The following is a 12,673-nucleotide window of genomic DNA, read 5'->3' on the forward strand; positions in this document are numbered from 1 at the left end:
CAAGACTCGGCATGACGTTTTCCAGGGGAAGGATATGAATTCGACCGCCCATTCCACAGGCCGTGAACGCGAGTTTTCCCGGCAGCATAATCTGATCTCCACCACCGATGCTCAAAGCCGGATCCTCTACGCCAACGAACACTTTTGTAGTATTGCCGGTTATCAGGCGGAAGAATTGGAGGGCGAGAATCACAACATAGTCCGTCATCCAGACATGCCCAAAGCGGCATTTGCCGACATGTGGCTGCACCTCAAGGCCAAAAAGAGCTGGATGGGGCTGGTCAAGAACCGGGCTCGCAATGGCGATCACTACTGGGTCAATGCCTATGTAACGCCGATCCTGGATGCTCAGGGTAACCTGATCGAGTATCAATCGGTGCGAACAGCCCCGGAGCGCGACGATATCCAACGCGCCGAGCGGTTTTACCAAACCCTGAATCGTGGCAAGTTACCACGCGCTCTGCGCCGCAACTTGCCCGGTATCAGCGTCCAGACCAAACTCCTACAGCTGTTGACCCTCACCCTGCTGCTGGCGGGGCTGTTCGTTCCCTCCCCTCTGCTGGCTTACTCGGCGCTCGGCGGCCTGCTGTTGCAATGGGCCCATACCAGTTGGTGGAGCCGCCGTCTGCAACGGCTGGCCAATATGGCTCGGGAACAGATGATCAGCGATGTCACGCGCGTTCTATACACCGAAAAAAATGATGAACTGGCCGCCATCGAACTGATGTTGCGCATGCGCAAGGCTGAACTCAGAGCCATCGTGGGTCGTTCAGGGGATACCAGCGATACCATCTTGCAGGCCGCGGAAGAAGACGTCGCCAATATCCAGTCCATCACGCAAAACCTGGAACAGCAACAGGCCGAAACCGAACAGCTCGCCACCGCCATCGATGAGATGAGCCGCTCCATTCATGAAGTCGCCAGCAATGCGGCTGCGACGTCCGATCTGGTTGCCACCGTGATGGATAACGCCAATAGCGGACGCCGAAGCGTCGAACAGACCATCTCTGCGGTCAATGGTCTGCATGACGAGCTCACCGAAACCACCCGGATCATCGGTGAGTTGACCAAGAGCAGCTTGCAGATTGAGCAGATCCTGGATGTCATCACCTCTATCGCCGACCAAACCAACTTGCTGGCGCTGAACGCCGCCATCGAGGCCGCCCGCGCCGGCGAACAGGGACGGGGCTTTGCCGTAGTGGCCGATGAAATCCGCTCTCTGGCGCTGAAAACTCGCAGCTCGACGGCCGAGATCCAGAGCATGATCCACGAATTGCAAGGCACAGCCGAAGACGCATCACGCACCATGGAGGCTGGACGTGCCGGTTCGGCCATGTGCCGTGAACGCGTAGCGGTCACGGGAGAGCAGCTGCAGACCATGCAGCAGATGCTGGAACGCGTCACCGATGCCAGTCACCAGATCGCGGTCGCCGTGGAAGAGCAGGCTTGCGTGACCGATGAAGTGAATCGCAACATTCATAACATCAAGAGCTTTGCCGAAAACAATACCGAGAAGAGCCATCACGCGGTGGATCGTATTGGCCAACTGGTTGAGCGACTGCAGGCATTGAGTCGATTGATCCAGCAATTCCAGCGTTGAGCAGACATAGCGGATAGTGGCACGGCCTTTGCTTTAGTTGAGTCCTGTACTCGCAACATCAAAGGCCATCCACATGAAATATTGGAATACTCACTTCAGCCAGTTTCAGGCATTCAACTGGTTGATGGTCTGGCTCCTCATGTGCAGTAGTGCCATTCTGCTGTTTCCAGCAGAAAAATTAGGGCCTGCTGCCGCTGAGTGGCTACACGCCTGCAGCCTCTATCTCTGGCTCGGGATCCTGGTTGCAGGCTCCTACTTCCTCAGTCAGCTGATCCTGATCCTGCTCGATTTAGCCCGCCACCACTACAGCAACTATCAGCAGCGGGAAAAGCTGGAGCAGATGGTCCGTTGCCTGGACTTTAGTGAGCGCGCGGTGCTGCGAGAGTTCATCTTACAGCGCAAGAGCGTCATCAAATTGCCGGTCACCGAGCCTGCCGTCAAAAATCTGTTGGATGCAGGGGTTCTGACCTATGCCTATGGCCAACCCTTCTCCGAGGATGACATCATGATCAAGGCGTTGATGATCGCCCTGCCAGCTCGACCACTGATTACCTACAAGGCGCTGGGTCTGAGCAAGGGGAAGATGAGCGAAGAGCAGATTGAGCAGATCATGAGTGCCCGTCCGAAATTCGCGAGCAAGGGATTCGGGCGCTAAGCCAGTTACTCCAGAGTCACAACAACAGGCCGGGAATTCCCGGCCTGTTGTTTTTATTCGGTGCGGTTTTTCAGATAGCCGGCATAGTCCGGGATCTCTACCGAGATTTTTTGATTCATGTGCGGACAATCCATCAAGAAGTCCGCCGTCGCCTCGTTGGTGGCCATCGGAATATTCCACACCGCCGCCAAGCGCAGTAACGCCTTGACGTCCGGGTCATGGGGCACCGCATTGAGCGGATCCCAGAAGAAGATCAACACATCGATTTTGCCTTCGGCAATCATAGCGCCCAGCTGTTGATCCCCGCCCATAGGGCCGGAAAACAGACAGGTGATCGGTAGACCTGCCTCACGGCTTAACACGGTTCCGGTGGTCCCGGTAGCATAGAGATGATGCAGCTTGAGCTGCTCGCCCCGTACCTTGACCCAACGCACCAGATCCATCTTCTTGTTATCGTGGGCAACCAGAGCGACGCGCTTATGCGCAGCCATCTCGCGGCGAATTGTTGCTTGCATGAAACACTCCTTATGAAAACGCTGACCACTAGTTACCAGATCCGACCGACAAAACCAATCCGCAACGGAAAAGAAAAGGGCGACCGACGTCGCCCTTTGCACCAGGAAGCATGAAAGCAATGTTATTCAGCTGACAGCGGGTTCAGCTTGGACGCCATGCGCCAACACAGACACAGCCCCATTGCCAGCAGCGTGGGCAGCAGCCAGGCCAGCCCCAGATCAAACAACGGCAGGAAGTTAAACTGTTGCAAATCAACTCCGGCGGTCTTCAGACCATCCAGCGCCCCGAACAGCATGGACACCAGCAAAACCAGACGGAATGCCAGGCGCGGATGAGTGAAATGCTCCTTGAGGAAGGTCATCACCACCAGGGCCACGGCGACTGGGTAGATGGCCACCAGCACAGGGATCGACAGACTAATCAGCGCCGAGAGACCAACGTTGGCAATCAGAGCACAGAGCAGACTCATGCCAATCACCAACCCTTTGTAACTCAAGCGCGGCCACAGAGTATGGAAAAAATCGGCACAGGCCGAGGTCAACCCCACCGCCGTCGTCAGACAGGCCAGTGAAACGATCCCCGCCAGAATAAATTGTCCGGCCGGACCAAACAGCTTGGCGACATACAAAGCCACGATCTCGCCGCCGTTGTTAGGCGCGCTCAGCAAGCCACCAGCAGTGGCCCCCAACTGGAACAAAGAGACATAGACAAAGGCCAGACCTGCGGCCGCGATCAAACCCGCGCGCACCAGATATCGGGTCTGCAAACGGCTATCGCTGATTCCCTTTTGCTTGAGTACATCAATAATCAGCATACCGAACATTAAGGCGCCGAATGTATCCATGGTGTTATAGCCCTCCAGCAATCCCTTGACGCCAGGATTGGCCAGATACTCACCGGAGGCGGCAGGGACCGAGCCCTGTGGGGCGACCAGCACTCCGATCGCCAGCACCACCAGCAGTAGTACCAGCACTGGAGTCAGCACCTTGCCGATGGCATCCAGCAGGCGTCCTTGATTCAGCGAGAGCACTAACGACAAGCCAAAATAGCCGACGATAAACAGTGTCAGACTCATTTGCCCAGCCTCGGCGCCCAGAAAGGGTTTCAGCCCCATCTCATAGGCCACCAATCCAGTCCGCGGAGTAGCAAACGCAGGCCCGATAATAAGATAAGCAGCTACAGCAATGGCGATGCCAATCCCTTTGGGCAGCAACTCGGTCATGGTCAACAGACCACCACCGGCACGCGCCACGGCGATGATGGTGGCTAGCGGTAGACCCACACCGGTGACCAGAAAACCGAGCATGGCCCAGCTCATCTGCTCACCAGCCAGGAATCCAGCCATCGGGGGGAAGATAATATTGCCTGCGCCCAGGAAAAAGGCGAAGGTCATAAAGCCCAAGCCGAAAATATCGGCGGTTTTCATGGTTTGACTCACAATGAACTCCAACTCTACATCGTTCGATTTTTTATAGATTCTAAGATCGTGATTGGGGCCTGAGGCCACAGAGCAAGCCACCATCCTTGGTCATCAGAGCGGAATAATTGTCTGATGAAATGGCTCGCGAAAAGAAGGCAAAAGGATAAAGCAATCATTATTGAACACAAGATGGAGTTTAAAGCTTCAGATAGAAGTCGCGCACCATATCGCCATATATATCGGAATATGAACCATCACCAGAACATATGACAATGTCATCGCCAAATAATTGGCCATTACATCTACTTAATAGCAGCAAAAAACGATTAGGCTCTTTTTGCGGTGTCGGAATTAAGCGCTGGGCGAGCTCGACTCCGAGCCCAAATTGCTCTGCCAGCAGCATAACCCGTTCTGCTGCCGCAATCGGCAACACCAGAGCGATGCGCCCATTCGGCGCCAATAGCCGCAATCCATGTTCGAGCAATTCCTCATGACTCAGGCTCGAGGTATGCCGCGCCTGTTGACGTGCGGCAGAGCTAAATATCTGACCATGCACAAAGTAAGGGGGATTGGAGACGATCAAATCAAATGGCTCGGTATCGAGCTGCTGTAGCGCGGCTGTCACTACCTCGATTCTCTCGGACCAGGGTGAGGAGGCAACATTTTCTGCCGCCTGCGCGGCGGCCTCCGGATCCAGCTCTACTGCCACGATCTGACAATCTGCGGCGGAACGTTGTGCTAGCATCAATGCGATAAGCCCGGTACCGGTACCTATGTCCAGGATCCGCGTCACCCCCGTCACCGGAGCCCAGGCGCCCAATGCCACGCCATCAGTGCCCACCTTCATGGCGCAGCGATCCTGAGCAATCGAGAATTGCTTGAATGAAAACTGACCTTTGCCCATCGCGATGGCTTTTCCCCCTGATTTCGGTGCGAGAAGCGGATTTTATCATGCCACTGCCCTATAATGACGGCCCGAATATGTAAGCGAGTATCACCGTCCATGTCCTTCGACAACCTCGATCTTGACTCTTCACTGCTGCGGGCCGTCGCCGAGCAAGGCTTTGTCCGCCCCACCACCATCCAGCAACAGGTCATTCCGGTCGCCATGGACGGGCGAGATATTCTGGCATCGGCGCCAACAGGCACCGGCAAAACAGCCGCTTTTTTACTGCCGACGATGCAGCATTTACTCGACTTCCCCCGTCGACGGGCCGGCTCAGCCCGCGTGCTGATCCTGACACCGACCCGTGAGCTAGCACTGCAGATCACCGAACACGCCAAAGCTCTGGCCGCACATACCCATCTGGTCATTGCCTCCATCATCGGTGGCGTCGGTCACGACAAACAGCTACCCGCGCTGACCGAGACCACCGACATCATAGTCGCCACCCCTGGGCGATTGATGGAATACATCGAAGCCGAAAGCTTCGATAGCCGAGCCATCGAAATCCTGATCATCGATGAAGCCGATCGCATGCTGGATATGGGCTTCATCGGTGAAGTTGATCGTATCGTCGGTGAAGCACGCTGGCGCAAACAGACCATGCTGTTCTCCGCCACGCTGGAAGGTACAGGCCTGGTCAAATTTGCCAACGAAGTGCTCACCGAACCGGCAGAACTGAATGCTGAATCCCCACGCAGCGAGCGGCGCAAGATCCAGCAGCTGATGTATCTGGCGGACTCGCCGGAGCATAAATTTGCCCTGCTCTGCCATCTGCTGCGCAGTGAAGAGGTCAAGCGCAGCATACTGTTCGTCAAGACCCGGGAACGTCTGGCCGAGCTCTCGGCACAACTGCAGGCCAGTGGCATCAACTGTGCCTGGATCCGCGGCGAGATGGAGCAGGAGAAGCGGGTCGAGGCCATTCGCCGTTTCCGCAATGAAGAGGTCAACGTGCTGGTGGCCACCGACGTCGCCGCCCGAGGGATCGACTTGCCGGATGTCAGCCATGTCATCAATGTCGACCTGCCTCGCACCGCCGATGTCTATGTCCACCGCATTGGCCGTACCGGTCGAGCTGGCAAGCGCGGTGTCGCCATCAGCCTAGTCGAGGCCCACGACATGCCGATGCTGGGTCGCATCGAGCGCTACACCGAAGAGGAGTTGCGCCGCCGAGTGATCGACGAACTGCGTCCCCAGCACAAGACCGCCAAGGTCAGCGGCAAGAAAAAGCCGGATGCCAAGAAAGAGAAGCGCAAGGAGCAGGACAAGCGCAAGGCGGCCGAAGCGGAAGAACCACGTAAGAAGGAGCGCCTGCGCGACAAGAAGAATAAGGGCAAGCCGGATTGGGCCAAGAAAAAGGCCGCCAAGGAAGCCGCTGCTGCCGCCAAAGAGAAAAAGCAGAACGGCGAATAACGAAACGCTGCATCCAGCAGCACCGAGGCATGAGCGCCATCAGCGAACAAGATGGCGCTCAGCCCGTTGAATAGTCATCACCACCCGTGCTCGCTCTCCATCCATAATCCCAATCCCGAGCAACTTCTGGCGGCACTCCAGGCCACTGCCGGGCTGTCATCACAAGCCACCATCGTTTACACGCAAGGCAACCTCTTGATGCGGCTGGTGATAGGAATGTGCAGACTCTGTGATAACCGACGCTCTTTCCGGCAAAGTGCATTCCCAGCTCGCCCGCTCTGCTTTACAGTCACCCTGCATTCGTTGTTTTATGCCTTCAGGGTCTGCCGATGTTCAATTTGATTCGTCTCAAGGACAGCAAGTTATCTACCCGTGCCAGTTGGCTGTTTGCCAGTGGTTTGCTCCTCATCATGGGCGGCAGTCTCTGCGTCTTGAGTCTGTTTTTCCTGCAGTCGATCGGCCAGATTGAACATGAATTTATTGCCCGCAGTAACCAGCAAGCCCGGGAAACTATTTTCCTCAAACTCAACGAGATGGCGACCCGCTCCATGGACTGGGCTTACTGGGATGAGACCTACCAATTGCTCCGCCAAGGAGATAGTGAGTTTGCCGCACGCAACCTGAGTGCCGAGTCACTAAAAACCAATGATGTAGACCTGATGGTGTTTCTGAGTCGACAGGGCCAAGTGCGCGAAGCCGTCGAGTTATCCCCTACCGCTCCTGGAATCTTGCAACCGTTAACTCCTTCGCGCTGGCAAGCGCTGAGTTCCAGTGAAGCCATCGGCAGTCGACTGTCGTTCCTGTTACAACGACCGGATCAGGAGCGAAAACCAGTTTCCGGCATCATAGCGCTGCAAGGCGAGCCCTATCTGATTGCGGTAACGCCCGTGTTAACCAGTTTGTACCAGGGACCGATTGCCGGCTGGATGATTTGGGGCAAACGCATCAAGTCATTCTTCCCGGCACAGTACCAGCGCATTCTGGCAACCGATGCTAAGTTACTCTCGCTGCAGCAGTACCCCATGTCGGTGGATAACACCGTCGAGTCGGACGCCAATCTGGAGATCCGCGAGCAGAGTGATCGGATTCTGGCGTTGAGCAAACTGCAGGATTTGAATCATCATGTGGTCGGCTTCATCCAGGTTTCTACCGCCCGCACCTTGCACCACGGCGGTCAGCTCTCCTTAGTGATCCTGTTTGCCCTGAATCTGCTCGGCGGCACAGTACTGCTCCTCCTGTTCCTGCGCTTGTTCCGCAAGCATGTGACCGAACGCTTCAATTTACTGGAGAATGGCCTCAAACAACTGGTTCACGCTAACTGGACAACCCAGCTACATATCGAAGGACAGGATGAAATATCCCAAGCCAGCAAGATCATCAATCAGTTAGTGGAGTCCAAACAGCTATCGCGCTTGGCCTTAGACGAGGTCGAACAAAAATTCGCGGCCCTGTATGAAAATGCCAGCGTCGGCATCCTGATGATCCATGACAACCAGATCCTGAGCTTGAATGAAACGGCGCGCCACATGCTCGGTTACGAGCAGCAAGACAGCCTGTTGAATAGACCCCTCTCCCAACTTTTTCCTGCACCTGCGCCAACAGAGCGCTATAGCCAGACCCGCTTTAACCAGATGCTGGCCCTGGGTCACCGGATGGTCGAGTGGGAGCTGATTGGCAACTCTGGATGGCGCTTGCCCTGCGAAATCAACCTCACACCGCTGACTCACACCGGGGATCAGGGATGGCTTATCACCATCCGGGATATCACCGAGCGCCGCAATAGTGAGAGTAAGATCAAGCGGCTGAGCCTGTATGACAACCTGACCGGCCTGCTCAACCGCCATCAATTGCAGGCCTTACTACAAGGCGATCTGGAGCGGCGAACCAGTGATGTCGCCTACTTCGCCCTGTTGTATATCGACATCGCCCATTTCAAGAACATCAACGATACCTTCGGCCACAGCACTGGCGATGAGGTGCTGCGCGAAATTGCCGCACGCCTGACCCGCCAGATGGGTGAACAGATACTCGCCCGCATCGCGGGGGATGAGTTCGTGCTGTATTTGCCCAACATCAGCACCTTCTTCCAACCGATGCGGCTGGCCAATCACATCCGCTCCTGGATCGCTGAACCCATAGCCGTGGATGATAACGAACTCAGCGTCACCGCCTGCGTCGGTGTTGTCATTGGCGGCAGCGAATTTACCTCGGCCGAAGATGTTCTCCGCTGTGCCGACTATGCACTCAGCCGTGCCAAGCATCATCCACAGCAACTCAAGCTCTTCACCCGTCATCTCTACCGGGAAGCCCTTGAATCAACACTGATCAAGCGCGATTTGCCTCATGCCATCCGCAATGACCATTTGCTCGCCTATTTCCAGCCGATTGTCGACGCACAACATGGCCGCATGGTGGGCATTGAAGCGTTGGCACGCTGGAACCATCCGGAGCAGGGATTTATCTCACCGGCTAAATTTATACCTATCGCGGAAGAGGGCACTCTGATACTGGAACTCGGGGAAAAAATCCTGTTTCAGGCCTGCCATATCGGTCATCAACTCAATCAAAGCCGTCAGACTGCGGGTCTGGCGCCGCTGCTGATCCATGTCAACCTGTCGGCGCGTCACTTCGCCAGTCATACACTGCTGCCCACGCTGGAAGAAACATTGCGGATCACGCAGCTGCCCCCCGAGCAGTTGGCCATCGAAATCACCGAGACCATGCTGCTAGAATCGCCGCGCGAGTCGATCCGGCGGATGCAGCGCATCAAGCAACTGGGCGTTCATTTAGCTCTCGATGACTTCGGCACTGGGTATTCGGCCCTCAACACTCTCTGCCAGTACCCCATTGATGTGGTGAAGCTCGATCGCAGTTTCGTGCTGCGATTGATGGAAGGAAAACAAGGCGAATTGCTGGTGCGGGCCATCATCAACATGGCGCGGGATCTGGGGTTGGACGTGATTGCCGAGGGCGTGGAGACACAAGCCCAGCAGCAACGCCTGTGTGCCTTGGGGATCCGGGAGATCCAGGGGTTCTTCTACTATCGCCCCATGTCGGCGGATGAGCTGATGGCGCTACAACAAAGCTGATGCCAGAAGTGAGAAACAAAAAGGGCCATCTGGCCCTTTTGTCTTTTCAGCCCTTGGTAGATGTCAGCTATCCGCTTCGGCACGACGGAACAGCGGGCGCTCTAGGGTCGAACCCTCCGGGCAGTAGTGGTAGCCCTGCTCGGCAAAGTCCAGCACCCCTTCCGGGCGATCAATCCGTTGCTTGATGAGAAACCGCGCCATCATGCCGCGCGCCTTCTTGGCATAGAAACTGATGATCTTGTACTTGCCGTTCTTCTCATCCTCAAACACCGGCGAAATCAGCCGCCCTGATAGTTCTTTGGGTTTCACCGCCTTGAAGTACTCTTCCGAGGCGAGGTTCAGCACCACGGGAGTCGGCTGTTCGGCAAGCGCCAGATTGAGATGTTCGGTGATACGAGAACCCCAGAAGGCATAGAGATCCTTACCCCGTTCGTTGGCAAGACGGGTCCCCATCTCCAAACGATAGGCCCGCATCAGATCCAGCGGGCGCAACACTCCATACAGTCCGGATAGGATCCGCAGGTGCTGCTGGGCAAATTCAAAATCCTCGTCACTGAAATCATCGACCGCGAGACCCGTATAGACATCCCCCTTGAAGGCTAAAATCGCCTGCCGGGCATTCTCCAGATCAAACTCCGGATGCCACTCGGCAAAGCGCGCGGCATTCAAGCCCGCCAGTTTGTCACTGATACTCATCAATGACGCCAGCTGAGCTGGCGTCAAGGTGCGGCAATAGGCGATCAGACATGCCGACTCCGATAACAATTCCGGCTGACTGAAACGCTCGGTGATCCGCGATGATTCATAGTCCAACGTCTTGGCCGGGGATAACAGCACTAACATGCGCAACACACTCCTAATCAATCGTCACGTTATTCAGCATACCCGCGTCCGGCGACACACCACCATCCAGTTTGATCATCAGGCGCACATCATTGGCCGAATCGGCATAGGCCAACGCCTCGTTGTAGCCAATCACCCCTTGGCGATAGAGATCGAACAGCGACTGATCGAAGGTCATCATGCCCTGCTCCCGCGACTTGGCCATTACCTCCTTGAGACGGTGCATTTCCCCCTTCAGCAGTATGTCTTTTACCAATGGCGTACTGATCAATAACTCGAAGGCGGCGCGCCGTCCCTGTCCATCCCGGGTTGGAATCAATTGCTGTGCCACAATCGCCTTCAAATTGAAGGAGAGATCGTACAGCAGTTGCCGGTGCTTCTCGACCGGGACCAGATGCAGGATCCGCTCGATGGCCTGGTTCGCATTATTAGCATGCAGGGTTGCCATGCACAGATGACCGGTTTCGGCAAATGAGAGCGCAAACTCCATGGTTTCCTGAGAGCGGATTTCCCCGAGCAGGATCACATCAGGAGCCTGACGCAGCGCCGACTTGAGTGCGGCATCGAAAGACTCTGTATCGGTCCCCACCTCGCGCTGGGTGATGAGTGAGCGGCCATGGCGATGCACAAACTCCACCGGATCTTCGATGGTCAGAATATGGCCATCCGTGGTCCGGTTCCGGTAGCCAATCATGGCCGCCTGAGTCGTCGATTTACCCGCCCCGGTCGCCCCGACAAACAGCAGCAAGCCGCGCTTGGCAACCCCGATCTCACGCAGGATCCCCGGCAGAAACAGTTCTTCGATGGTCGGAATCTCGGTGACAATACGCCGCAGCACCATGCCCGGACACCCCATCTGCCAGAAACAACTGACCCGGAAACGACCAAGCTCCGGCCGTTGAATGGCAAGATTAGCTTCATGGCACTGACAGTAACGCTCATAGGCGGCCGGGGTCATCACCTCGCGAATAAATTCCGAGACCATCTCGTCATCCAGGCGCACAGTACCCAACGCAACCAGCTTGCCGTTGACCTTCAGACAGGGCTCGATCCCCACCGACAGGAAGAGATCCGAACCCTTTTGATCCACCAGCAGCCGTAACAGGCTATCGATTTTCATCGTCTATTCCTTAGATGCTATTCGGATCCATGGCCTTGGTCTTGGCATCGGCCTGAGTCACCAGCCCTCGGGCGACCAACTGCTTAAGGCACTGATCCATCGTTTGCATACCGTGAATCATCCCGGTCTGGATCACCGAATACATCTGGGCAATCTTGTCTTCCCGGATCAGGTTCCGGATAGCCGGGATACCAATCATGATTTCGTGAGCGGCGACGCGACCACCACCCACTCGCTTGAGCAGCGTCTGGGAGATAACGGCCCGCAGCGATTCGGACAACATGGAGCGCACCATATCCTTCTCGGCACCGGGGAATACGTCGATGATCCGGTCGATGGTCTTGGCCGCCGAACTGGTGTGCAGGGTACCAAATACCAGATGGCCGGTTTCCGCCGCTGTCAGCGCCAGCCGGATGGTTTCCAGATCCCGCATTTCCCCGACCAGCACGATATCCGGATCTTCCCGCAGAGCCGAACGCAAGGCGTTGCTGAAGCCGAGAGTATCGCGATGAACTTCCCGCTGGTTAATCAGGCAGCGTTTGTTTTCGTGGACGAATTCGATAGGGTCTTCGATGGTCAGAATATGGTGGTGGAATGACTCATTGATATAGTCGACCATGGCCGCCAGCGTCGTGGATTTACCGGAGCCGGTTGGCCCGGTTACCAGCACCAGGCCACGCGGATATTCGGATATCTGGCGGAAAATTTCCGGAGCACCCAGTTCGTCCAGGCTCAACACCAGGCTGGGAATGGTCCGGAATACCGCCGCGACCCCGCGGTTCTGATGAAAGGCGTTCACCCGGAAACGCGCCAGATTCGGCACCTCGAACGAGAAGTCGACTTCCAGATTCTCTTCCAGCTCTTTGCGCTGATGATCGTTCATGATGTCGTACACCAGGCTATGCACCTGGCGATGCTCCAGCGCTGGTAAGTTGATCTTGCGAACATCGCCATCCACCCGGATCATCGGCGGGACCCCGGCAGAAAGGTGTAGATCCGATGCTTTATGTTTTACACTAAACGCCAATAATTCTGTGATATCCATGTGTTACCCACTCTTCGTCAATCCAGGCA

The 12,673-nt window shown here is 56.0% G+C and carries 10 protein-coding genes; 4 read left to right on the forward strand and 6 right to left on the reverse strand.

Features of this window, described 5'->3' with window-relative positions:
• The first annotated feature begins 34 nt into the window (after positions 1 to 34).
• The gene (locus ACZYUB_RS14400) at positions 35 to 1,600 is read left to right on the forward strand and encodes a methyl-accepting chemotaxis protein (protein ID WP_463948936.1); all 1,566 of its coding nucleotides are present in this window, start codon (positions 35 to 37) and stop codon (positions 1,598 to 1,600) included.
• Between the two features lie 73 nt (positions 1,601 to 1,673).
• Positions 1,674 to 2,255 (forward strand): superinfection exclusion B family protein, encoded by a 582-nt coding sequence (locus ACZYUB_RS14405; protein WP_463948939.1) that lies wholly within the window; start codon positions 1,674 to 1,676, stop codon positions 2,253 to 2,255.
• Between the two features lie 53 nt (positions 2,256 to 2,308).
• On the opposite strand, the gene ACZYUB_RS14410 is transcribed toward ACZYUB_RS14405, so the two are convergent.
• The 3 genes from ACZYUB_RS14410 to ACZYUB_RS14420 form a co-directional block, all read right to left on the reverse strand.
• The gene (locus tag ACZYUB_RS14410; RefSeq protein ID WP_460882218.1) at positions 2,309 to 2,770 is read right to left on the reverse strand and encodes a methylglyoxal synthase; all 462 of its coding nucleotides are present in this window, start codon (positions 2,768 to 2,770) and stop codon (positions 2,309 to 2,311) included.
• Positions 2,771 to 2,892: 122 nt separating this feature from the next.
• Positions 2,893 to 4,197: a branched-chain amino acid transport system II carrier protein gene (brnQ, locus tag ACZYUB_RS14415; protein ID WP_463949001.1), complete on the reverse strand. Its 1,305-nt coding sequence runs from the start codon at positions 4,195 to 4,197 to the stop codon at positions 2,893 to 2,895.
• A gap of 190 nt (positions 4,198 to 4,387) precedes the next feature.
• The gene (locus ACZYUB_RS14420) at positions 4,388 to 5,095 is read right to left on the reverse strand and encodes a tRNA1(Val) (adenine(37)-N6)-methyltransferase (RefSeq protein ID WP_463948941.1); all 708 of its coding nucleotides are present in this window, start codon (positions 5,093 to 5,095) and stop codon (positions 4,388 to 4,390) included.
• A gap of 99 nt (positions 5,096 to 5,194) precedes the next feature.
• Between ACZYUB_RS14420 and srmB the strand changes: the two genes are divergently transcribed.
• Both srmB and ACZYUB_RS14430 read left to right on the forward strand, forming a co-directional pair.
• Complete coding sequence (gene srmB / locus ACZYUB_RS14425) at positions 5,195 to 6,547, forward strand: ATP-dependent RNA helicase SrmB (protein WP_463948943.1); 1,353 nt, start codon at positions 5,195 to 5,197, stop codon at positions 6,545 to 6,547.
• Positions 6,548 to 6,876: 329 nt separating this feature from the next.
• A complete protein-coding gene (locus ACZYUB_RS14430; RefSeq protein ID WP_463948945.1) occupies positions 6,877 to 9,636 on the forward strand; it encodes a bifunctional diguanylate cyclase/phosphodiesterase in 2,760 nt (919 codons plus the stop codon).
• Between the two features lie 63 nt (positions 9,637 to 9,699).
• On the opposite strand, the gene yaaA is transcribed toward ACZYUB_RS14430, so the two are convergent.
• From yaaA to tapT, 3 genes are read right to left on the reverse strand one after another with little or no spacing between them, the layout of a single operon-like run.
• Positions 9,700 to 10,479 (reverse strand): peroxide stress protein YaaA, encoded by a 780-nt coding sequence (gene yaaA / locus ACZYUB_RS14435; RefSeq protein ID WP_463948946.1) that lies wholly within the window; start codon positions 10,477 to 10,479, stop codon positions 9,700 to 9,702.
• Positions 10,480 to 10,492: 13 nt separating this feature from the next.
• A complete protein-coding gene (locus tag ACZYUB_RS14440; protein WP_463948948.1) occupies positions 10,493 to 11,599 on the reverse strand; it encodes a PilT/PilU family type 4a pilus ATPase in 1,107 nt (368 codons plus the stop codon).
• 10 nt (positions 11,600 to 11,609) lie between these two features.
• Complete coding sequence (tapT, locus tag ACZYUB_RS14445) at positions 11,610 to 12,644, reverse strand: type IVa pilus ATPase TapT (RefSeq protein WP_463948950.1); 1,035 nt, start codon at positions 12,642 to 12,644, stop codon at positions 11,610 to 11,612.
• Positions 12,645 to 12,673: the final 29 nt, after the last annotated feature.

It is taken from the genome of Pseudaeromonas sp. HNCC25DJ182, assembly GCF_055413365.1.